Genomic DNA, 23,607 nt, shown 5'->3' on the forward strand with positions numbered 1-23,607 from the left:
TCCCCGGGTATTACGCACCCACCTTCACGCTTATGCCTGTCGGATCTACGCTGCACTGTTCCGTGCAAATTTTGGGCTTTGCAGATAGTTGCCTGCTCACCCCAATGCAACGCCTCGTATCCGCTTCCTGTTCGTCAGGCCAGCGTTTTGCCTTCGGCTTCCTTCAGATTTCCAGTCACCCGGAACACCCTTGCCGTTTGGCTAACCCTTCCCCTTGCCGGGCGAGTAGAGGACTTGCACCTCCTAGTAGGTGCGCCCTGCCGGGCGCACAACCGAAAAAGGCCCCTTGCCGTTAAGCAAGGAGCCTTTTCTCGTTTAAAGTATTACATATTCAGTTATATTATTGCATTATATTCACTCGAACCAATGAGACAGGATGCCATCGACTTGTCTCTTCACACTGGGATTGCAGAATACGACAACCTGTTGCATTGCTGCCGTCAGCTCAACAAGATCGTCGGTCAACCCCATAGGTAGGAAGTCGGGTATAAGGTCGATCGGGCAGATGAAGTAACCGAGAGAACCGATGATGATGGCTTTTGCCCAAGTTGGGACGTTATCACCCTGAAGGATGACGAAGAGTGTTACAGCTTGCCTGATGAGTTCTAGTCCGGCAGCTTTTGACGTATTTTTGACCTTCTCTATGAATTTGACAGGTGAGTAAAATCTGCCGAAGGTCTCGCTTTCCATAATCTTCCTCCTTTCTTCAGTTGATGATGAGCCAACAAAAGCCTCTCAGGCTCTAAAGTCTGAGAGGCTTGCTGGGGTTAGCAATCAATTACCGAAGAAATAATATTAAATTGAAAAGCGGCTAGTTACGGGTTCATGTTTCATAGCTTTTTTGATGAGAATTCTGGTGGATTTGGTGGGCATGGTAGCCCCGAACTTTTATAGGGTGATTAAATCTGCTGCCCATCAGCAACAGCCCACCAGTTCAACCTAACCCACTCTAAATTTGATTCAAGGTACATGCATTACCGTTAACGTGAGATGTTCACAACGGCATGAATAAATGTGTATTTTTCACAAGATAAAGAATAGCCTTCGCAACACTGAAAGTATTGACCTTTAAGCAAAGAATTTGCTAGGTGTGACAGATCAAAATATAATCGGATAGCCAGATATCAAAATGCAAATCGAAGATAAATATATATTAGCATTTTCAAGAAGTGATTTGAGTCAATGGTTAGTGCATTTCTGTAAAGAAGTTATTGTAAACAATAAAAAACTTGACCACTTTGGTTCTCTTTTAAATATACTTGAAGCAGATGAAATATACGCATCTTGTTCAGAGCCGATAAGGAGGTACAATACATTCGGAGCATGTTGTTTTTACGACATACCTCTATCAAATTACCATGAGGTTATTAAAACAAATCCAAGTGATCGAAGAGGATATGGGATAATAGTAGACAAAATCATATTATGGCATTTGGGTGGAAGGCCGGTCATTTACACAGATAATACAACTTCAATCAATTGGCCAGAGAGTGAGCGATATCGCTTAGTCTATACAGATCTTAAAAAGGTACCACCTGTTGATTGGACACATGAAAGAGAATGGCGAATACAAGGAAATTTAAAACTCATGTATTTTGAATGTAATCGTTCGTGGTGGTGGCCGTGTGTAGAAAATGAGATTGACTCAAAGACAATTTTCAAAAAATTCCCTAATATTGATGAAGTATACGTTATAGAATTGGGAAAAATTGTCACAAAAAATTGATCCGATATTTTTTCTTTAGAGGATGCAATGGAAAAAACTGTAATTCAACGAATAAACGATAACATAGATGCGCATAGCAAAGGGGACCCTGAAGCAGTTTCTCTTTTTTTAGAAGACTGTGGGTTAGTTACTGTCCCAGAAGAACTCACCGAATTGGTTTGGATAGAATATCTTAGCTTGAACAACAACAATATCAGTGATATTCACAAGCTCGAAAAACTATCAAATCTTAATTTTCTAGAATTGAATAATAATCACATAAGTGATTTGCGCGGATTTGACATTCTTGAAAGAGTAGAATATCTACATTTAATGAATAATCAGATTAAAAATCTGAACGAGCTTGGCAATTTACCTAATCTCCAATTTTTAGCATTATCTAATAATCAAATAGTTGATATTCCCGAACTCAATAATATCCCCAAGATTGACTGGATTTTTTTAAACAATAACCATATAAAGAGTATCGGCGGAGTGGCGAATCTTACTAGCCTTTCCTGGCTCGATTTTAGCGACAATCAAATTAGCGATATTCGTCAATTCGAAAAACTACAAAACCTTAAAGAACTTTCTCTTAACAACAATCAAATATATGACCTGTCAGGTATAGAAAAACTTACTAATCTTGAACGTCTTGAATTAAGAAAAAACAACCTGAGAGACATACGAAAAATTAATAGATTAACCAAGCTTGAGTTGCTAGACATTAGCCACAATGAAATCAGTGATATTAACGGAATTGAAAAACTAAAGCAGCTCGAATCACTTGGTCTCAATAATAATAATATTCGCAATATTCATGGCATTGAAAAACTATCTCGACTTCGAGCAATAGACTTGAGTGATAATAAAATATCAAACTCTAACACACTCGCACTTCTAATCGAATTACAATATGTCAACTTGAACAACAATTTAATTTCCGATATACCTAGAATTGCATATCGACCAAATATTCAAAATTTACATTTAAGCAACAATTTGATTGATGAACCTCTCAGAATTAACAGTCTGTATAAATTAGATAATGAGAACAACCTCCAAGAATTGGATCTAAGTAACAACAAAATTTGCAATATCTCCTTTTTGCAAGATTTTAAAAATCTTCAATCTCTCAATTTGAGCGGGAATATAATTAGAGACCTACGTGGAATTGAAAATCTAATTAACCTAAAAAAACTAAACTTAAGCAATAATAGAATCAATTATATAGGCCAAATTAAAGACATGCTCAATTTGACAGATCTCAATTTGAGTAATAACCAGATACGTTATTTGCGCGGGATCGAAAATCTTTTCAATCTAAGGAATCTTAATTTAAGCAACAATCACATCAATCAACTATACCGGCTTGAAAATTTGAAAAATATCATCAAACTTGATTTATTTAACAATCCGATTGCCAATAATAGTCACTGAAAAAAGTCACTTTCATTCATAATCAAAGTTTTGAGTTGCACTCAAATCACGACTAACCTGAAATGGAGTGAAAAAAAGCGAAAGAATAACTTTAAAATAGAATTGGTTTAATTTAAATGTCTGGATTTATTTATATGTATCCTACTGAGATTGCCACCTCAAAGTTCATCAATATTGCAATCGATCATTAACTTATATTGGATATAAATATAGTTAACGATATAGCGTCACGTGGTACTGCTGAGACATTTGTTGAACTTTTTGTGTTTTTAATATTTTAAAATATTCAAGAATTTCGTACTTTCAAGTTTCCCCAAGTAGTGATAATACTTTCGCCGATTACTGAGAGGAGAGAATAAATGGAATGCCCCAAATGTGGTGAAATCCAAAGCAATGAGGTTGAGTGTGAAAGTTGTGGTATATACTTTGATAAGTACAAGAAATATTTAGTGACAACCTATCCTTCCCAAAAGTTGAAAAAATCAAAACAGCTCTACAGTGCAAGTAAAACAGATGAGGCTAAGAAGGTGTTGAAAGATGTGTTAGAACAGTCGGGTATTGATGAGAATGTCAAACTAGAGGCTGTAGAGTTTTCCTTACTGATAAAATATGACAATGCAATTGATTTGCTAAACAAGGGCCTTGATGAGGAGTCTAATGATGAATTCAATGAGTTGTTAAGAATCGCAAGAGAGGAAAATGTCAGATGCAATCAGATTGAAATTGAAAAATACATAGAATATATCAAATTCAAATCGAATGGAAAATTCAAAGAGGCTGTTAGCTATTACACTGAAGGCGATTTGGTAAAATCCAAATCACTATTCGAGGAAATACTTAAGGACAATCAATGTATAGATGAAAAATCAAAAGATAAGATAGGCGAATATTTAACATTAATAAGCAATAGGAATAGTAGCAAAAATAATGATTCTGGGAAATTGGCAACAGCTATTAACAATATACAACTAGAAAGAACTGCAAGAATTGGAAGGTACTGCAGTATAGAATTGCCGATAAATAATGAAATTAGACAAGATGAGACAAGCCATGAAGGCGGAATTGCATCACCTGTAGAAAAGATTGTATCATCAGAAGAGTTGAAAAATGGTGAAGAATTTCCTGACAACCCATCCGTTGTCACTTTGTTAAGATTTCTATCAATTTTATCTATTATTTCAGGTGTTGTAATTTCCATTTTTATTGATTATGCCTTTTTCTATGGTTTTTATGTGGGTTCAGGCTTAATTTCTTCTGTTATGTTTTGGGCAATAAGCTCGATAGTTGAAAATACTTACCAGACTAAAGTTTGCATGATCAAAATGCTCCGAAATCAAAGAGAGATTTTGCAAGAGAAGGATTATTAATTACTTTGCCAGCTTGTTGAGATGCATTTGTAAGCAGCCACCAAGAATTTTAATAATGGTTGCCAAATGAACCATTAGAACAGAGGCATCCATGGGAACCTCCCGATGGACCAATGAATCCGCATGCGACTTAATTGAAAAACAACACCTAAATTGTTCATGCAGAAGGATATGAAGAAAATTCACCTACAACTCCTCAAATACCAGTTTTGACGAGATGTTTTTCAGGTCAGATTCAGTTCATTTTTTTGCTGCAGATTTACGGTAGGACTATGAGAGGTACTTGCTCATATGGCTGCAAGCGCTCTCGCTTATTCTGCCATACTCTCAAGCTGGTTTCGTCCTATTCATTTATGGGTGGTTCGGGCATGTCTAAAATCGCAAATTTTGCAAAAAACGAAATATTTACCTGATTATCTGCATCAGATAAATGGAAATTGAATTTATACAATATAGCTCATTAAGCTTATTCGACTGAAGTGTATCTTGAAAAATTACTAAGTTGATTGACGCCGATTATTCTAAATATCGAAAATATATAAAAGCGTTATTTCTGCACGAACAATATGTGGCAATGAAATATATACGCAAACCGATGATCAAGCGATTTCGTTTATTCTACGCTGTTCTCTGTCATATTTTATTAGTATAGAAATCACATGTACCTGGGATTGCTTTTTTTGCAAAAATCAGCAAAATAATTTGCAAAAAATGGCATGATTTTATTCCATGCAAGATAAACAGTGATGATAACCAAGACGAAATAGTACTACTTATTTTGGACCGAAAAAAAAATAGCAAAAAAACAATCTCTATAGGTCAGTACTGTAATTAATTATATACACTTTAACTGTTATATAATATACACACACTACAAAACTCAACATGTATATAAACATACATATCCATCTCTATTATATAAAGATAACACTTCCTTCCTCCATTATTACCCAAACTTTTTCCTCTATACCCTACAGGCAAAGTAGAGAATTTTTGGAGAATTCGTTTTTCACTTCTTATCGATTTTGCATGTGTATTTCCGTTTATCTGGTGAGTACTTTTCTGTGATACAACCATAATGGTACTGCATTACCTGCCTCAACTCCTCTTCATCTGATTCGCGGACGACAAAGCTGTCGTGAACAGGAAGGCAGGGCTTACCTTGGTCCGCAAAATGTTCAACCACTCCATAAGCAATCTGGCTGTCCATCCGCATAAGCCGTAATCCTTGCTTTGAAAGAAAGTATTTTGATATAGGAGCATGAACTTTAATAAATTCATCCAATAGTTTTGCGATGGTATAGCCGGTTGCTGCAAAATTTTCTTTCAGCTTTTTTCCCCCAGCCAGACAGTCAACCGCAGCACTTGTTACACCACTTCTATTTTTGGCGTTGAACAAGGAAAGGAGCATTTTTTTCATTACTTTTCGGGTAACTTCTCCTGAAACAACAGCCTCATATGGGTCGTCATCATATTGAATTCCTTCAAGACTGTATAGCAATCTGGGATGTAAAGCTGAATAATCAAGCTCTACTGTTTTTTCGCCACTGATAGTCAGCATTTTCCTAGTCTCTCTGGGAATGTTCAGATAGCCGAACCTTCTTGTATACATCCTACCGTTATATTTGAATAATTCTTCATTGAAAACAACGTGAACATCCGTTGTGATAGGTGTTTCTTTTCCATTATCGTTGACGACAACTCGATACATACTGTTCACGCAATTGAACTTTCGAAGTTTCTCTTTCAGGAGCTTTGTCTCCTTATTATCACGGTATTTTATGGTTTTTCTAATCTTCTTTGTCCCTTTGGCCCATGGCTGCTTTCCGGTATTCTTATTTGTGCTCGATACAAATCTTTTCCCTTTTAATACAATAAGGCCACCATCCGATTTTTTATCCGGATCGGCCCTAACAATTATCTTTGATAGCAGTTCTGCCTGAAACATCTCTGTTGGACATATACAGGTCAGCCATCCACTGCCTTTTCCGCAAAAGTTCTTACCTGCCAGCAACTCAATCCTCCCAGCGTCGTGCAAACATTTCACAACATCGACAATGAAATAAGACCATGTTTTGTGGCCAATAAAAGATTCCTTGTTCAGCGACAGCTTCAGAGGTCTGTGCGTTGAAGCAAGTGTAAGATGTGCAGCCAGGATCTGAAATTGCTTCTTCTTGTTGTCAATTTTAGAAGGTTTTTTAAGAAGGCTGTATTCTGGCAGGAAATATCGCTCAAAAAAGTCATCTATGATAGGTACTGTCTCATCGGATGGGCGAATATACTCCGTAAACATGAAGCTGCTGTACCGACAGTTGTAGACGGGTATTTTGGTGTAGCGTTTTGCAGCGTTGCTCAGTACCCGCTGTATGAATTCTTTTCTCTTCTCTGGTTTCATTGTTGCTGATATATTAAAGGGACAGCCATGGCCGCCAGATGATGACACCCAGCGGCCATGGCAGGTTAAAGTAAATTACACTTGAGGACAGACAAACCTCAGCCCACCATGCTCATCTTTGATCAGCTTCAGTTTGACGTCATTTCCTTCACCTGGCTCCAAATCTCTGCCTTTTTCAAAAACAGCCTTCAGGTGGACATCGTCGACTGCTGCGCCTTTCACACGTTTTAACGAAATAATATTATTCACGTTGTCTCGTATGCTAGAATGGCCTCGGTCTGTTCCGCTCTTATTTGCGTGATGTACCAGGATTATAGCCACTCCTATATTTCGCAGTTGCAACAGCCATCTATTTATTGGTGCCCATGCTGTCTTAGTATTTTCATTCATTCCGTCAGTCAGGCTGGTCAGGTTGTCAAGGACAAGTACTCGGTACTCAGGGTGTCGGAGAAAATGGTTGGTTATCTCCTCCCTATACCTGACCTTTGTCAGATTGATCGGTTCGCCTGTTTTTTCCTGCACCTCGACACTGCTGAGAATTAGTAACCTGTTCTGGCAGTGCTCTCCTCCAAGTCCCTTGGAAATCATTGACAACCTCTTTTTCAGGTCCGACATTGGAAGCTCGCCGTCCACGAGAAGGACGCCGCAGCCGTTGATAATCTCCCATGGGCCTATAGTGAGCCCTTCCGGCTTCTCCCTAGTCAAGGCTGAACAAAATCCATGTACCACCATGCTTTTCCCAACACCGGGGGGCGAATAAATCATCGAAATGGACTGAGCATAGAGGAATGGAGGTACAAAGTACTTTGAGGTGACAAACTCCATCCCAGCAAGTTCGCTGGAGGTGACTGCATAACTTCCCACCAAGGTACTGTCATAAGTCTTTTTGCATGGTGTTTTGATTTCAACGCGTTCGTCATCACCTTTGGCAATCAATCCTTTATCGCTCAATTTCTGACGAATATCCCTGTTTTTACAGCCAGCCTCACATGTCGCACGCAAGTCACCTTGCGCTGTCAGTTTAAGCCGTAGTGACAATTTCGTGTCGTTATGACATGGACATCTAGTCAAATATCCATTGGGTTGTTTGACCGCCTTGCCCATAGCCAGGTTCTGGGCAATCTCTTCAATAGTGATCCGCTTATCCATGTATTTCCTCCACTTGTGTTTTCTGGATGAAATCTTCAGGACAAAGGATATCCCTGAGATGGCTTTCGAGGTCTTCAAGGCAGAAATTTTCACCATTCGGACAAGGGAGGCTGTCATTTTGGACATATTCCGATATATCAAACCGTTCGGCATATTCTATTTCACCACCATCTTCCATCCACGAGTCGGGTTTGATATCTGAAAGACTTGTTTCCAGGTACCTGGTTGCCAGAACACTGTCGGGTAAACCTTCCTCTCCCGCAAGGATGTCTTCTGGAGCAAGCTCAAGATCACGAATTACCTTAATGCTATTTCTCAGAGGTAGACGAGGCATTACAATGTCTACTGTAGTCGTATCATCTACCCGCAAAGGTTTGGTGGCGGCTGGCACCGCATTGCTTTTCTGGTCAGAACCTAGAGTATGCATTGCTTTTTCTGGCCCTCTCCTTACTTTTCGGATAGTATCGTTCAGAACAGTGATCATGAATTTCCCATGTCGCGTGAAATCGTTTTCCGATGTAGGGCCTGCAATCTCGACCTGCCTGGCGATAAAGTCTTCGTACTCTTTGCGTTTCCGTTCAAGGGATTTTACCATCCGCTCGTCCTCAGCTTTCAGAATCGTTGCTATGTCTGCAACTCGTATCCTCTTGAAAAAGTCGTCAAGTATTACGCTGTCTGGAGCAACCTCACCATTTTCAATAGCCAATTTCAAAGCCAGTACGTCCTTGTGTTTGATGTCAAAACAGCCGACGCCACTTTCTGCCAATTGTTTCAGGAAGGTCTTGGTGAACGCTTTAGTGCCGAGAAGGTAAATCACGCTTTTCTGCAGCGTCATCAACTCAGGATGGTCTAATGTCACCCTGTAGTACACCATCATATTGTTCGCTGTTCGGTGAGAAAATGGCAGATTATCTGTGACCCATCTTGAGAATTCACCGTGTTTCAACTGGTCTCTTGCAGACTGCAGGAGTTCTCCGGTTTTTCGCATGTTATCGCATGATGCCTGATCCAGTAATCTGATCTCATACATGAGGTGTTCGAGGTAGGCAGGCAACTGCTCCAGCGATATGGTATCCTTCCCCCACATAACCTTCCTCACGAACTCAAGCTCTTGCCTTTTCGACTCTGTATTTTGCAAACCACTATTAATCTTTGAGTATGTCATCTAACTACCTCCTGTGCTTTCATTTTGTTTACTTCGCCAGAACAATCCAATGGGTCAATCCCTACGATGACTCGAGCAATTCTCGATTCGAATAGCCTGCGGGGGCAGTGCTGTTGAAAAACCTCTTCGACAGAATCTTTATCGCGAACACTGACAATCATCTTCCGCGTTTTCCCTATCGGGGTAATTCGCCTGTAATGCCGTAGCAAATCCGACTTGGTAGGCGTCCCCTTAGGTTTGGGTCTGAATCTGCTACCAGCGCCATCTTTCCTTCTGTACTCTATGTAGCTAATATGATACATTTTCTTCATTATAGTCTATTGTCCCTCCGCTGTGTAAATACTACTAACTTTCGATAATTCCATTATCTTCATCTCTATTGTGTACTCATCTTTTTTCGATTGATTCAGGTGCATTAGGATCATGCTCTCTACTTGGTACCGATCTTGGCAGGTGACCAGTATCGTCTCATGCACCCACCTGTACCTAGCCTTCCACCTCTCGTTTGCAGATCTCCTCTGTCTTCTGTATTTATACGCCACTCTGTAAATCGTTTTTTTTAATCGATACATATACATATCCTCTATTGTTGGTTTTCCGGTCATAAAATGGATTACCTCCTCGTTCTGTTATTTTGGCCATGGCAGTGCAACTACTCATAGCAATGTCAAAGAGCAAAACTTCCCCATGTGACCGACGGTGGTCACTATCAATGTGTGAAGTAGCACCCAAAGTGGATGCTTTTGGGAAATACCGCAGAGGACTCTCCCCGAGAGGAGAATGAGTTAGAGGAATTTCTTATTTGCTACTCGTATTATAAAATGTTTAGGGGTGGATCTAAAAAAATAGTGAAAAAAAAATTCCCACTATTGCAAAATCAGGATTTGATTTACTCGGCGATATTTTTTTTTGGGGGGGCAGGTGATGCGAGGGCTTTCTGGGGTAGTGCCTCCTATTGGAGGCACATGGGAGTGATCGAAATAAGCTGGATGCCTGTCAATTGCTCCACAAACAGCGGATTTCCTGCTGGACGTCCTCCGGCAATATCGCGGCGTAGATTTCGGTTGTCCGTGAGCTTTCATGCCCAAGTTGCCGCTGTACCACCCTTATATCCTTACATTGACGGTACAGCTGCGTCCCATACGAGTGTCTCAAACTGTGGATGCTCTTTCTCTTCTCGTACAAACCCAATAGTTTCAGATATTTTTTCACCATCAGCTGGAAGGCTTGGCTCTTCATCGGTCCGCGCTGCCCCTGAAATAGGTGGCTATCATGCTGAACGGACTCCCCTCTGCTTGCTTTCCATTTCAAGAAGCGCTTGATGTGTTGTTTTGTAGTAAGGGGAATTTCGACATTACGGCTTTTTCTACCCTTGCCGCATCGGATGAAGATACTGCTCTGTCCATTCTTGACTTGCAGGTCACCACACCTCAGGTCTGCAATCTCGGCAACTCTGATCCCGCTTGTCGATAAAATGTCGACCGCCATCCACTCCCTCACACCGGTCACGTTGCCTCTCAACAGGGCAACTTCACCTTGTTCACGTACAATGCGTCTTAATGCCTGTATTTCTTCCCTGCGAAAATATTTGACCGGTTCGCCATATTGGACAATTTTCGTGTTTGCATCTTTATTCAGATTTTCAACATTGGTGGCTGAATTGAACGGGATAATTTTGGCTGTGTTTTGCATTACTGATCTCCTATCGTTATTTTCTTTGGAGTTTGATGGCTTGTTTTGCCGTTACTGAAAGCCTGTTTCTAATGGTTGTAGATTAATGACGAAAACCGAACTCCAAAGAAAAGAAGTTAATATGTTTGGAGTTTGGTTTTCTCAAAAAAAATGTACCAGCCATATCATCAATCAGCATCTCCAGCAAATCGGCTTTTGAAGTTGCCGAAAAGCCGAAACACGTAATGTTGATTTCGAAAGGGAGTAGAATTGGTGTCATTTGAATTTTCAGATCACGTTTCTGATCGATGGCGAATGGTGAAGACTTTTTGATAATCTTCTCCCTTTGGAAATGTTCAGGTACCATCATCCAATGTTGGAGCATTGATATTTTCTTGCTGCGACTGAAATGATTGTCTGGGAATGACGATTAAGTTGAGATGAAATATGCGGAATGAACCATCTCTTATTCTCAACTACTTTATTTTATAAGGATTCTAGAGGACTATCAACCAATCATCTTTGGTTGATAAAAAATGGTGATGCTTATACAAAAGCGGCTAAGAGGTGTTGGGAGAAGGGAAATAACAAAAGCTCAAAACCTGTATTTTGAGGGTTTGCCATAGCACTGAGTTATTCCAGCAAAAAATACTCCCAACCGGATCTACAAGCTTCAAAATGCAATGAAACCCAGCAACTCAAACATTGATAAGAGCACAGCCTTCTCCCTGTTGTATCCTTGCTCAATATATTCAGTAATGGTTGCAAGAGAACTTTTCATATCAATCTTTCCAATAAGACCCTGAAGCCATTATTTAACGTCAAAACATTGCATGTTCCACTTTACTTCCATTTTATCCCATAAAAGGTTTCCCATACTCATAACCAGTCTTTATTCATTGTAAGTTCAATTAGCCGGCCTTCTCCCAACTGGAATATTTTGCGTAAACGAAAAATCTACGATTTTGACGGATACGACTCAGCACGCTTACACAACTACTGAAATCGTGGAACTATCCATAAAACATTAAACAACGAGGTAGTATGTAGACATATTAAACGGAAAACTCAGGAGCTATTACATCATGAATAAGTTGAGCAAAACTCAGAAAAAAGAACTGAAACGATTATGGAAGGACGCCGACGAAAATAACGATGTTGAAGCACAGTTCTTTTTAGGGTGGAAATATCAGATAGGCGATACAGTCATCAAATCTCCAGAAAGAGCTTTCTACTGGTGCAGGAGGGCCGCTAACCAAAATCACGACAAATCATTGTGCCAGCTAGGATGGAAGTATTACAAAGGAGATCACGTAAAACAAAATACCACGAAAGCTATAACCTTTTGGAGCAGAGCCGCTTTGCTCGGCGATGATAAGGCGCTTTTTAACCTTGGTTTACTTTATTTGCACGGAGATGGTGTTCCTCAAGACTATCAGAAGGCCATAAAGTTTTACCGCCGTTCGGCTGCTCGAGGAAACCTAGGCGCAATGGGCGATTTGGGCGTAATGCTGATAAATGGCGAAGCATGTGAAGCGGATAAGAAAGAAGGCTTATCGTTGATTACTGAGGCCGCTGTTAAAGGTCACGCCGCCAGCCAGTTTAATCTAGCCGTGATTTGTTACTTCGGCGAAAGTCTTGTTGAACAGGATTATGATGCTGCAAGGTACTGGCTCACGCAGGCGGTTGAAAATGGAGACGAAGAGGCACAAGAGTACCTAGATTCGTGGTTTTCTGAGTAAATGTGTTTTTTATAATTTCTTTTACGTGCTTAAAATTTTGAGCATTTGTACTTTTGAAATTGGTACGCAGTACTTCAGATATTGCTAGTACATTGAAAACCAATAATTACAGTAAGACTATTGGCAAACTTAAGAAATCAATGTCAGCAAAATTATAGGCGTCATCTGTTGCGTTGAGATTTTCTATAGCAGAAATCGCGGCCGCTAAAAAATTTCGAATACCAGCTTACTAATAAGAAAACCGGGGGTAGTGAAAAAAGACCTGACAACGTTCCATTTCAGGATATAAACTTTTTTTGGTTGTAGAATACACACTTGTTGTGTGTGCATGAAAAAGGGAGATAATAATAATCAGAAAAAGGAATTCAGCTTCACAAGTACAAGTTATTACATAATTTTTACAACCTTAAAAAAAGGTCAATGAACTATTATTGAAAACAACAAGAGAAAATTCCCCGCCAATTCTTGTCATTTTATTGGATTTGGATCCCATTTATGACCGCATTTTAAACAAACATTGCGATGATGCCCTGCTTGCAAACCACCTACTAACAGCCCAAGCGGTCCCAATGCAACTGCACCAATAGTTCCTGCTACAGCATTATATCCTTCCTTTCCTGCTGAAATTTGTGTTGATCCGCATTTCGGGCATTTAATAAGAATTTTTCCTAGTTCATTTGAAGTCGGTACATTGGGTGAAGAGTTTCTACGATTGGGTTCTAAATCCTTATGGCAGTATCTACAATAAATAGCTTTGGCTTTTATTGTTTCTGCGCAATAAGGGCATTCTTTGGTGTCACTGTTATTCGAATATTCTAGTGGCGCTCCCTGTGTTTTAGGTGCTGACTGTAAGATAAAATCAGGTTTAGAGTTTTTACTAGCAATAATCATCATGGAATTAATAATTTTTTGAACCTTTTTCTCTGCTTCATTACCCCAATTTGTCGTTATCAATTGACCTTTTTTGTTTTGTTCTGCTTCGCCATAAACAACAAATTCCTTTTCGCTTATTTCTTCAATGTAAATAGCACCAGACACCCCGCTCCAGGAATTCATTGTTATTCCAGTTTGGAAAAAGACGCATCCAATATTAATGTTGTTAATTTCCCTGACGCCACCAACTTCTGCCGACCATTTGTGCTCATGATTAATTACATTTTGGGCAAATTCAAGTAAATCATAAATTGAAGAGCAATAAAATGAATTGTTAAAGGTATTGCAGTATACTAATGATCGATTCGTAGTCACTTTAACATCCAAGCCATTCAATTTTTCATTTACTGATTCAGTATTAATTAAACAAACCGCCCCATTCTCTTTTGAAGCGTTATTAAAAATATTATCATTCTGGTTACTTTTGTTAATTATTGTAGCGGATTCCACCTTTTCAATATAATTATTTATCTCGTTCTTATCTGCTGGAAAATATTCTAAAAACATTTTTATATCATGATATGCTTTGTCGTAATTTGTGTTATTTATGGCTTCATTAATAATATTAATAATATCTTTTTTAATTAAATTTAAATATCGTTGAACATCATTCAAATATTGGGTGTCAGTTAGTGCGCAAAGCAGTTCAAAGGATCTTTCATAATCTTTATTTTCGTAATGATTGATTGCTTCTATCAAGACTTTATAATTGTTATCATTCTCTATTCTTTGTTCGTAACTATTGGAATCTACATTTATTATATTATCTGAACTTGTAAGACTGTCATGGTGGTTAGATAATGATTTATCTTTATTATTATTGTTGAATTTTATATTTAGTAATTTAATTTCAATCTCATCAATATTTTTTGCAAATTTAGTTACATAGTAACTTAAATAACTAGAATCTACAAGTTGCAATGATTTTTTTGCAGTCTCGTAGTCTTCTTTGATAAATGAACTAATACCTTCAACGAAGGATTCCAAATTATTTCGTGAAATCTTATATAATTCCTTTCGATCAATGATTTTTTTACTAAATAATCCTGATCTACAATATTTTTCAATATGCAAATAGTTATTTATTAACTTTGAAACACTCTCAATATCACTTTCTATATTTAAGATTTTGTCTTCTATGCCACTAGGTACTGATTTTATCTCTTCAAGACGTTTTCTGGCTTCATCCAAATCATAGTTTTTTATTTTTGAGTAAATCGCGGTTATCTTATTTTCTCTTATCTCTAAAAATTTAGAAATAATAATTCCGCATTTTTTGCAAGAATCAGAGTTATTGTCATTTGTGCCACACTTAGGGCATTTGGTATTTTTCATCTCAAAATTACCTTGTTAGATAATGTTATGGATTTTTAAATATTTCAAATGGTTTTATTTACTTAGTTTGGACTTGTATGAAAATTAAAAAATGAAATTATTGTAAAAAAACAGTACCCCCTGCACTAAGTATCTTAGAATACAACTCAACAGTATTAAAACACTAAAACCAAATCCCAACACTCTGTTTTTTTAGCTTTTATTAATATTTGTTGTTTTTCAGGCTCTCCAGCTAATCACGTTTACGCAGTTGAAATCGTACTAGTCCTCATGGCAAGAGCACGGCAGTCTTAAACCCACTTTGTGAGAGCGTCATTGTGCGCCTTCTATCGTTCTTTATCTGTATGATGAACTACTACCTTGTCAACCAAGGTACGAACGTACTTCCACATCCACAATTTGGGTGCGATTCAACCTTATCCCACTCAAAAATTCCTCTAACAACGCAATGTCCACAATCCACTGCCCTTTGTGTCCCGGTAATTTATGTCCAAGATTGTGTTGCGCAACCCAGCGTGCAGCAGTCGAGTGGGAAACTGTACGTCCAGTTTGAAACAAAATTTGTTTCAGAGCTTCAGCTACTGTAATGAAATCTTCAGGGGTACGTTGATTTTGGGTATCAACAAGATGGGTAACCCCTTCTTCAAAAATGTGATTTATTCTTTTATTCTGGCTAGTTATTGTACCAAAAAAGCTAAAAGCAATGTGTTTAACTAGATTTGTTTGGCATTACAGCCGGAGGACACTGCTTAAATCCCGTTTGTTTTTTCATTATATTCAACAAGTTAAGTCGTATTTTTCGTCCATTTATTGGTCACAAATTCAACGCAAAGCAAATCTTGTTTATCAGGTCTGGTGCTGTCGCCCGAAACAAGGGCGAGAATAGCGGAGAGTGAGCGAGAACGCTTTCAACCTGAAAAGCGTATACCTTTCATGGCTTTGAAAGAGGATAGCAGCAAATTTTGTTCTCGCTGTTTTACTAACTGGCTGGCTGTGGTTTGGATACACCAAAATAGCCTAGGTTTTAAGCCAAGCAAAAACAATATCCACTTGGTATATTGACTTACGAAGACTGCAGATAGTACTTTTCGATACAATCTTGGTAAGCATTTTACTCGTCTTAGGCATGAATAAAAGCAAGGTGATGAGGAAATCGTTATGTACAATATCCTTCAGAGCTTCATATATATTTTCGCGCTCTGCGGTATTTTAGCTTTACCAACGGCAAACACCGCAATAGCAAATGACCTGACTGCAAATGAGATCCTGTCCCGTATGAAAAAGGTATATGCGAATGCGCAGACATACCAGGATAAAGGATTGGTCAAAATTGTTATTCGTTTTCCAGAAAGAGTTCACACCGTCAAAAAACCCTTTGCAACAGCATTTAATCGGCCAAGCCGTTTTCGATTTGAGTTTAAAAATATAGAACCATTTGTAAAGACATCTACATTCATTGCTTATCAAAACGGTCAGGACATTAGAGCGCATTGGGATCTGGATGAAGGGGTTAGTCAAATCAAAACCATCGGTGATGCCCTCGCTACGGCGGCGGGCATCTCAGGGGGATCTGCTCGCACAGTTCCTACATTGTTACTGCAAGAAGAATCACGTTTCCGAAACGCAATTCTCCTCTATTCGCCAAGGCGAACTGCTGATGAAGTGATTGACGGAATCGACTGCTATCAGATTGAGGATCCCAATGATTACCGTGATTTGACGTTGTGGATTGACAAAAAAGAATTTCTGCTCAGAAAAATATACCAATATCAAGATCTTCAAAATTCAAAAAACGAGGCCACAACAACATATAATCCAATTTTGAATGGTGTGGTCACAGAGAAGATGCTTGAATTCGACCCGTTTAGATAGGATTAATGCAAACTCAACCATTGGTCATAAAATTTCATCTTATTATAAATTCCTTATCAAGGATTGGGACTGAAACCAATACAATATTTTGATTATAAATGAAAAAGAAACGTACAATAATTATCACAGTAAGTTCATTGTTTATTCTTGCACTTATTCTTTTATTAACAGGTGGTATCGAGCTTTACATCGGGCCTAGATATAAATATGACCGTCAATTTAAAACTGTTGAAAAGGGCAAAGGTTTTATTCCCAGTAATTTCTACCTTGTAAACAATTCTTCAAATACTCCCTTAATACCAATATTATTGCATATCGTTCATTCAAAACTTCCAAAGAGTTTGAATATCAGCAAATACGACATAACCTATTTGAAAAGTCATAAAGGATTTTCGAAGTTCAAAATCAATGAATTGTCGATACATTATGACAATGGTAGGGTTGTCAAATTGATTAGGAAGGAGCAGCCAGAATCACAAAGAGTATTCCAAATATCCGAAAATTGGCAAGATGCTATAATTATCCCAAATGCTGTAAATGAAAAATCAAGCTTTAAGTACCACATAGAGGGCGTGTCCTTTTCAGAAGAAGGTTCTCTATATCCATTTATTTATGAAATGAAATTCAAATATTCATACGGTTTTCGGATTAGTACAAGATTTATGAGATGGGCGAGTGTCTAAAATTACTATATCCTGTTACACTCTAAGTTGTATATTCCTGCAAGAAATCCTCAAACAACACCCCATCCACAATCCACTGTCCTTTAGTGCCAGGCAATTTATATCCCAGATTGTTTTCAGCAACCCAGCGTGCAGCAGTCGAATGAGAAACAGTACGTCCAGTTTGTAACAAAATTTGTTTACAGGCTTGGTCTACAGTTATGAAATCTTCAGGGCAGCGTTGATTTTGAGTATCAATCAGATTTGTAACCCCTTCTTTGAAAAGGTAATTTATTCTTTTATTTTGGTTATTTATTGTTCCTGTGAAGCTAAAGGCAATATGTTTAACTAGATTTGTTTGGCATTGCAGAGAAGCAGTCCTTCACGGATGCCGCTTTCAGCCAAACACTTCTCAACTTCCGGTGTAATATTGATAAAACCTCTTCTTTTGGGGACATGGAATGTTAGCTCTTTACAATACGATTTCACGGCAATTCTCCAAGATATAGGAAATAAGATAATGCTATGCTGTTTTTGTTGATTCAATATTTGTCGACAACCACCTAAAGCTCATAGTCCGAAGCAAGGATGGAAGGTGAGCGCATTGATACCTTCAAGTATTATCATACGAATTTACCAACCTACTCCTCCAGTTGATATGAATAACTTCAAACTTCTCATTGCCTAACACTTTGTGAACAATTTTTCGACCAAGAACATGTTTTTTTCGACCAGAAGTACAGCTCCATGTCATGGATATGAACGTCACAGGATTTCATTTTTTGGAGACTGATAAACTCTTCAATTTCAATTATTCCGGAGTATTCGATGTGATGTAACAGCTTCTTCAACCGACATTTGGGTTGATCTGTCTGGCAGTTAGTGTATAGTATCCTAAAATATTGTCACCCTACACAATGGAGTGTCTTTTCTGCAATTGCCTTTCATTCCACACGTAACCTTCAAGCTCGTTTTACCGGCACCAGCAGGCGGAAAAAGGCACTTTTCAAATTGAGAATCTGTCTTAATTTTAAGACTGTTTTTGCCCGAAGGCATGAGCACCGATATACAACGTGTTCAGGCATGTGCGTTTTGTTCATGACTTTCGGCACGTTAAGCTTTTAGCGAATCTGTAAAATTGAGGTTAATGCATGTCACTTATTGAAGGATTACTCTGGCTCACATTGAATGTTTACCATGAAGGCCGCTCTGAACCACAGGTCGGACAAGTGGCTATCGTCAATGTCACCTTGAATCGAGCCAAAGAGCAGAATCTGCCGATTAAGGATGTAGTAACCCAGCCGTATCAGTTCAGCTGGACAAAGAATAAAAACTCGTACGTTCCTCAAGACACCAGGGCGTTTCTCCAATGTCTCCAGTCTGTTTATATTGCCCTTCAGAATACCGACATTACCCAAGGTGCTACCCATTACCATCTGGACACGGTAAATCCCGATTGGGCCTCCCATTTCACCTATATCGACCAGTTCGGATCGCACAAGTTCTATAAATGAGTAAGGCTTTATTCCTACCGGCTACGAATGCAAACAAAATGGCCGGCTCGAGATGAACTCGGGTCGGCCATTTTGTTTGCAGCTTATGGTAGAAATCGATACTTCGTTTTCTAAACGGCGGCGGCCTTTTTCAGAGCTTCGCACATGAGCTGAAGCCGATCATTTGCCATCTTCACCGGCACGGGAAAGACCAGAGTGCGAGCAATCAGATCGGCTGATTGAGGCAGCGCCTCGGGATCGTAAACTATTCTTCGCTTTCCACCCGGCTCAGCAAACGGCCAGCCTGATTTTACAGGAGTGGAACCGTTCAAAAGGTGTTCCCATCGGGGATAGAAATGCCAGGTGTTCTCTGCAAAATTAATCGCCCCGCAACCGGCCTCGCGCAATACTTCATTCACTTTTGCAGCTTGATCTCTGTCGCTGAGGATGAAACAGCAAAAAGTGGCGGTATCCCCTTCGGGATCAATAACCTTTCTTGCACGCGTTCCGGGAATCGTCAACGCAGCTTCCAGAAGCGCATCCCTGGTCTTCTTCTGAGCATCGATCATTGAATCGAGTTTAGCCAACTGGGCAAGACCGATAGCGCCTTGCAACTCCATCATTCTGAAGTTAAAGCCGATAAATCGTCGGCCCTCGCCCCCCCTGGCTCCGGGGTTCACCTTGTGATCGTGGCCATGATCCTGATACTCCGACATGGTTCGCCAAAGCTCTTGATCATTGGTGATGATCATGCCGCCTTCACCTGTGGTCATGGTTTTGACCGCATCAAACGAGAAGGTGCCGCAGGTTCCAAAAGAACCTAATCTTTTGCCACGAATATGTCCACCAGCTGCCTGGGCGGTATCTTCTAGAACTGGGATATTCCGTTCAGCGGCAATTGCAACAATGGCCACGATATCGGCTTGCGAACCAAGCATATGGACCGGGATGATGCATGCTGTTTTTGCCGTGATTTTTTTCAGCAGATCTGCCGGATCCATGTTCAGGGTTTCATCCACCTCGGTAAAAACCGGAATAGCCCCAACCTCAAGAATTGCCTCCCAGGTGGCGACAAAGGTAAATCCTTGAGTGATAACCTCATCGCCCGGGCCGACGCCTAAAGCGGTGAGTGCCACCTTTAAGGCTGCAGTACCGGAAGTTACCGCCTGGGCAAAACCTGTACCGCAATATTTTGCGTACTGTTCTTCGAACTCCCGTACCTTGTATACACCTTTCCGCTGCTCGGCAAACTCATAGCGAAACAGTACACCAGTATCGAGAACATCCTGTATTTCCTTTTTTTCTTCTGCGCCAAACACCTCAAAACCAGGCATCACTCACTCCTTATGATATGTATCCTGCAGGTTTTCTGATGAAGCTGAATTCATCAGATGCTTTCCTGCAATGGAGAGTTATCTATCAAACGTACTTTATTACTTACCTTCACGGCAAGGATCAGCATACTGTTTTCATTACAATTCTCAACATGCTGAAGCGTTGTCTTGTGTACCACGCTTGCATAATCAACCCGACATTCGGGGTGTTGCTCGATATGGGACTTCACCATATTTTCGACTTCAGCCGATGTGAGCAGGTCACCCATTTTTCCAAACATCTGCTTGGCTTTACATATGGACTCGTAAAGACAAACGGCAATCTTGCGTTCCTGCTCATTGAGATATTTATTTCTTGAGCTCATAGCCAGGCCATCAGACTCACGAACGATAGGATGACCGATAATCTCAACGTCGAAATTGAGATCCTCAACCATCTGTCTGATGATTGCCAGTTGCTGGAAATCTTTTTGGCCGAACACTGCGACATGGGGTTTAGCTGCAAGAAAGAGCTTGGTGACGACTGTGGCAACCCCATCAAAGTGACCGGGTCGACTTGCCGCGCATAACCCTTTAGAAAGTTTTTCGACCATTACTCTGGTCTGAAAATTTTCACCGTACATTTGGGTAGTATCCGGGCAAAAGAGAACATCGACGCTTTCCTGCTCAGCAAGGGATCGATCCCGTTCGAAATTCCGCGGATACGCGTCAAGGTCCTCATTGGGACCAAACTGCATGGGATTGACAAAGAGTGAGGTTATCACCTTGTCGCAACATGAAGCGGCTTTGCGCATTAGAGCGAGATGCCCTTCATGGAAAAAACCCATGGTCGGCACCAGACCTATTTTCAAACCTTGCCTACGCCAGTCATCTACCTGGCGCTGCAGCACTTTTTGGTCTTCAACTATCTTCACTGTCGAGCCTTTAAACGGGCAATTTTCGCATCAACAAGCGCTTTCTGCCCGGCATTTTCCGGAGCAACTCCCAATACAGCAACATATTGACCGTATATCCCAAGCGCCTTATCCAACTCGCCTTTGGCCTCAAGAATTCTTGCCATGCCGGTGTATCCGGTCAATTCATATCCAGGCACATCTTTAAGTTCATCAAAATACGCGTATGCAGCATCACCGTTACCCTGTGCTTCTTCGGCCTGAGCCATTCCATAGAGGGTCAAGGGGAAAAGGGGATTGCTCTTTTTCAATTCTTTGTGAATCGCTCCATATGCAATGCTCGCGTCAGCAAATTTTCGCTCAGCCATGGCCATATGGGCCAGTTCAACTTTTGCCCACCTCCCTGACGGGGTAGAAATATATTTCTCGGCCACATTGTTCAATGCATCGGCCTGAGCACTGCCCGTTTCTTGCAAAGCCAGCGCTAAAGCTGAGGCGCCATCCTCAATTTGTCGTTCTCTATACGACTTGTAAAGTGACCCAGCTACAACAACCAGAGTGACAACAACCAGACCAACCTGGATAGGCCGCTTATAGTTACGCAAAAAAGCGATAACCTTTGGGGGGAGATTGAACAGTTCTAAAATCCCTTCAATTTTACTCTGATCCTTCGGATCGACATAACGTTTTTCAAAAGCACTCTCACCAGACATATAGAGCTCCGATTTGGTTAACTGCAGAAGATATTTTCAGCAAAAAACAATGAAACAACCGACCATAAATCAGTTGTCATAACGTTGTCTCGCACGTTGGTTCCGGCCCACCTCTTGAGTCTGCCGGGTAAACAAAAAACAATTTTAAAAGCGGGAGTATACTCCATCCACAACCCACTGTCCATGCGTAAACCTGCCAGAAAGGTAAGTTCCAGTCGATGGCATTTCTGTGAGAATAGAGTAGACTGAATACATAATATTCCGTTGTCTGTTAATCATGAAATTCAGATTCGCGTCGTCTACCATTTAAAAATACTCATTACTCGAAATACGTTATGCCCTTTGACCAGTTGAGTTCCATTAAAACCGTTTCCCAGCTTACCCAAGAGATTAAACAACTGCTCGAGGGGAACTGTCGTTTTGTTACAGTAAGCGGCGAAATATCCAACCTGAAAGTTCCGTTTTCCGGTCATCATTACTTCACGTTAAAAGACAGCACCGCCCAATTACGTGCCGTACTCTTCAAGGGGCAGCAACGATATCTCTCTGAAAGTCTGCGAGATGGTCAACAGGTTATCTGCCGGGGGCGGATTTCCGTCTATGAACCTCGTGGCGAGTATCAACTCATCGTCGATACGGTAGAGCAATATGGCGTTGGTGTGCTGCAGATGAAATTTGCAGCTCTCAAAAAAAAGCTGGCAGATGAAGGCTTGTTTGATCCCGAACGGAAGAAGCCGCTACCCGCTTTTCCAAAAAACATCGTGGTTATTTCCTCCGCAGCCGGAGCTGCAATACGAGACTTTTTGAAAATATGCTCCAGACGGGAAACCAACGCTCACATTATGATTTTCCCGGTTCCTGTCCAGGGTGATCAGGCTCCGAGCGCCATTAGCAAGGCACTTACCACTGTCAACGATCGCATCCCCTGCGACCTGATCGTCCTCTGCCGTGGTGGCGGCTCAATTGAAGATCTTTGGGCTTTTAATGAGGAAACTGTCGCCCGTGCTATTGCAAGATCACATATACCCGTCGTGACAGGGATTGGCCATGAAACCGATACTACGATCGCCGATCTTTGTGCTGATATGCGCTGCCCCACGCCAACTGGAGCTGCAGAGATGATTATTCCTGACACAGCCCGTCTCAGACAACAGGTTCAGACTGCTGCCAGCCGGTTGCAACGAACTATTCTGCAGCATCTCTTTGCCAATACCACGATTCTGAGCCAGCAATGGCGTCATCTTCTTCGATTTCGCGGCCGGGTTGAGAATCTCAGCTTCCGACTCGACCCTGTTATTGAGAGGTTTTACAGGAATGCCCGCCACTATTTCCAGAGCCACCAGGAACACCTCGACCGTGTTGTCGTTCGTCTTGAGCACCAGGCTCCACTGATACAAATCGACTACAAAAACCAGACAGTTCAGCATCTGCAGAAGGAACTGACACGTCAGATACATGAAATCCTCCGCAGGAATGAAGAACGGCTTGCCCGGACAGCAGCCTTGTTGCAAGGTGTGAGTCCTCTGTCGACCCTTTCCAGAGGGTATGCCATTGTCCAGGCACAGGACCAATCTGGCGAACAGTTTACGGTCAGCGACAGTAAACAGGTGGAAGAAGGAGATTCGTTGCGCGTGTTACTTCACAAAGGGCAGCTTTACTGTGAAGTAACGGAAAAAAAATGACGTGAAGAGAAGATACAACGAGGCAACCGATGGTCATCATGGTTGCCTCGTTACTC

The 23,607-nt window shown here is 40.6% G+C and carries 19 protein-coding genes and 1 pseudogene; 8 read left to right on the top strand and 12 right to left on the bottom strand.

Annotation, left to right across the window (positions count from 1 at the left end; genetic code table 11):
- Positions 1-354 precede the first annotated feature (354 nt).
- Entirely contained in the window at positions 355-690 is a 336-nt protein-coding gene (locus tag BUF15_RS15975) for a YkvA family protein (RefSeq protein WP_073614714.1), read from the bottom strand.
- 439 nt (positions 691-1,129) lie between these two features.
- Between BUF15_RS15975 and BUF15_RS15980 the strand changes: the two genes are divergently transcribed.
- The 3 genes from BUF15_RS15980 (at position 1,130) to BUF15_RS15990 (ending at position 4,512) form a co-directional block, all read left to right on the top strand.
- The gene (locus BUF15_RS15980) at positions 1,130-1,726 is read left to right on the top strand and encodes a hypothetical protein (protein ID WP_073614715.1); all 597 of its coding nucleotides are present in this window, start codon (positions 1,130-1,132) and stop codon (positions 1,724-1,726) included.
- A 27-nt stretch (positions 1,727-1,753) separates the two neighbouring features.
- Positions 1,754-3,145, top strand: coding sequence for a leucine-rich repeat domain-containing protein (locus BUF15_RS15985; protein ID WP_073614716.1), 1,392 nt, complete (start codon positions 1,754-1,756; stop codon positions 3,143-3,145).
- Positions 3,146-3,504: 359 nt separating this feature from the next.
- Positions 3,505-4,512 (top strand): hypothetical protein, encoded by a 1,008-nt coding sequence (locus BUF15_RS15990; protein ID WP_073614717.1) that lies wholly within the window; start codon positions 3,505-3,507, stop codon positions 4,510-4,512.
- Between the two features lie 1,009 nt (positions 4,513-5,521).
- Here BUF15_RS15990 and BUF15_RS15995 read toward each other — a convergent pair.
- The 6 genes from BUF15_RS15995 to BUF15_RS16025 form a co-directional block, all read right to left on the bottom strand.
- On the bottom strand, positions 5,522-6,907 hold the full coding sequence (locus tag BUF15_RS15995; RefSeq protein WP_073614718.1) for a hypothetical protein: 1,386 nt from the start codon (positions 6,905-6,907) through the stop codon (positions 5,522-5,524).
- Positions 6,908-6,982: 75 nt separating this feature from the next.
- Positions 6,983-7,858, bottom strand: coding sequence for an AAA family ATPase (locus tag BUF15_RS16000; protein WP_159441315.1), 876 nt, complete (start codon positions 7,856-7,858; stop codon positions 6,983-6,985).
- A 190-nt stretch (positions 7,859-8,048) separates the two neighbouring features.
- Positions 8,049-9,221, bottom strand: a complete 1,173-nt coding sequence (locus tag BUF15_RS16005) for a DUF3102 domain-containing protein (RefSeq protein ID WP_073614720.1) — start codon at positions 9,219-9,221, stop codon at positions 8,049-8,051.
- A 317-nt stretch (positions 9,222-9,538) separates the two neighbouring features.
- Positions 9,539-9,826, bottom strand: a complete 288-nt coding sequence (locus BUF15_RS16015) for a hypothetical protein (RefSeq protein ID WP_073614722.1) — start codon at positions 9,824-9,826, stop codon at positions 9,539-9,541.
- 391 nt (positions 9,827-10,217) lie between these two features.
- Positions 10,218-10,913: a tyrosine-type recombinase/integrase gene (locus BUF15_RS16020; RefSeq protein ID WP_084554079.1), complete on the bottom strand. Its 696-nt coding sequence runs from the start codon at positions 10,911-10,913 to the stop codon at positions 10,218-10,220.
- Between the two features lie 82 nt (positions 10,914-10,995).
- Positions 10,996-11,262, bottom strand: coding sequence for a hypothetical protein (locus BUF15_RS16025; protein ID WP_143170741.1), 267 nt, complete (start codon positions 11,260-11,262; stop codon positions 10,996-10,998).
- Positions 11,263-11,977: 715 nt separating this feature from the next.
- Here BUF15_RS16025 and BUF15_RS16030 point away from each other — a divergent pair.
- Positions 11,978-12,634 (top strand): tetratricopeptide repeat protein, encoded by a 657-nt coding sequence (locus tag BUF15_RS16030; RefSeq protein WP_073614724.1) that lies wholly within the window; start codon positions 11,978-11,980, stop codon positions 12,632-12,634.
- Positions 12,635-13,102: 468 nt separating this feature from the next.
- Here BUF15_RS16030 and BUF15_RS16035 read toward each other — a convergent pair whose 3' ends face one another.
- Positions 13,103-14,902, bottom strand: coding sequence for a hypothetical protein (locus BUF15_RS16035; protein WP_073614725.1), 1,800 nt, complete (start codon positions 14,900-14,902; stop codon positions 13,103-13,105).
- Between the two features lie 1,158 nt (positions 14,903-16,060).
- On the opposite strand from BUF15_RS16035, the gene BUF15_RS16040 reads away from it, so the two are divergent.
- The gene (locus tag BUF15_RS16040; protein ID WP_073614726.1) at positions 16,061-16,774 is read left to right on the top strand and encodes a hypothetical protein; all 714 of its coding nucleotides are present in this window, start codon (positions 16,061-16,063) and stop codon (positions 16,772-16,774) included.
- Positions 16,775-16,872: 98 nt separating this feature from the next.
- Positions 16,873-17,457, top strand: a complete 585-nt coding sequence (locus BUF15_RS16045) for a hypothetical protein (protein WP_073614727.1) — start codon at positions 16,873-16,875, stop codon at positions 17,455-17,457.
- 330 nt (positions 17,458-17,787) lie between these two features.
- On the opposite strand, the pseudogene BUF15_RS28375 reads toward BUF15_RS16045, so the two are convergent.
- Positions 17,788-17,925 (bottom strand): annotated as a pseudogene (locus BUF15_RS28375) (secondary thiamine-phosphate synthase enzyme YjbQ); the annotation flags it as partial.
- A gap of 662 nt (positions 17,926-18,587) precedes the next feature.
- Between BUF15_RS28375 and BUF15_RS16055 the strand changes: the two are divergent.
- Positions 18,588-18,950 (top strand): cell wall hydrolase, encoded by a 363-nt coding sequence (locus BUF15_RS16055; protein ID WP_073614728.1) that lies wholly within the window; start codon positions 18,588-18,590, stop codon positions 18,948-18,950.
- 110 nt (positions 18,951-19,060) lie between these two features.
- Here the strand turns inward: BUF15_RS16055 and BUF15_RS16060 are convergent, their stop codons facing one another.
- Genes BUF15_RS16060 through BUF15_RS16070 form a run of 3 tightly spaced genes read right to left on the bottom strand, consistent with a single transcriptional unit; the run spans position 19,061 to position 21,869 of the window.
- On the bottom strand, positions 19,061-20,263 hold the full coding sequence (locus tag BUF15_RS16060) for a DegT/DnrJ/EryC1/StrS family aminotransferase (protein WP_073614729.1): 1,203 nt from the start codon (positions 20,261-20,263) through the stop codon (positions 19,061-19,063).
- Positions 20,264-20,316: 53 nt separating this feature from the next.
- A complete protein-coding gene (gene panC, locus BUF15_RS16065) occupies positions 20,317-21,177 on the bottom strand; it encodes a pantoate--beta-alanine ligase (RefSeq protein ID WP_073614730.1) in 861 nt (286 codons plus the stop codon).
- Positions 21,174-21,869 carry a tetratricopeptide repeat protein gene (locus tag BUF15_RS16070; RefSeq protein ID WP_073614731.1) on the bottom strand — a complete coding sequence of 232 codons (696 nt, stop codon included), beginning with the start codon at positions 21,867-21,869 and terminating at the stop codon, positions 21,174-21,176. The genes panC and BUF15_RS16070 overlap by 4 nt, the downstream gene beginning before the upstream one ends.
- 335 nt (positions 21,870-22,204) lie before the next feature.
- On the opposite strand from BUF15_RS16070, the gene xseA reads away from it, so the two are divergent.
- Positions 22,205-23,551 (top strand): exodeoxyribonuclease VII large subunit, encoded by a 1,347-nt coding sequence (gene xseA, locus BUF15_RS16075; protein ID WP_073614732.1) that lies wholly within the window; start codon positions 22,205-22,207, stop codon positions 23,549-23,551.
- Positions 23,552-23,607: the final 56 nt, after the last annotated feature.

The sequence above is a fragment of the Desulfopila aestuarii DSM 18488 genome, from assembly GCF_900143695.1.
Classification (GTDB): domain Bacteria; phylum Desulfobacterota; class Desulfobulbia; order Desulfobulbales; family Desulfocapsaceae; genus Desulfopila; species Desulfopila aestuarii.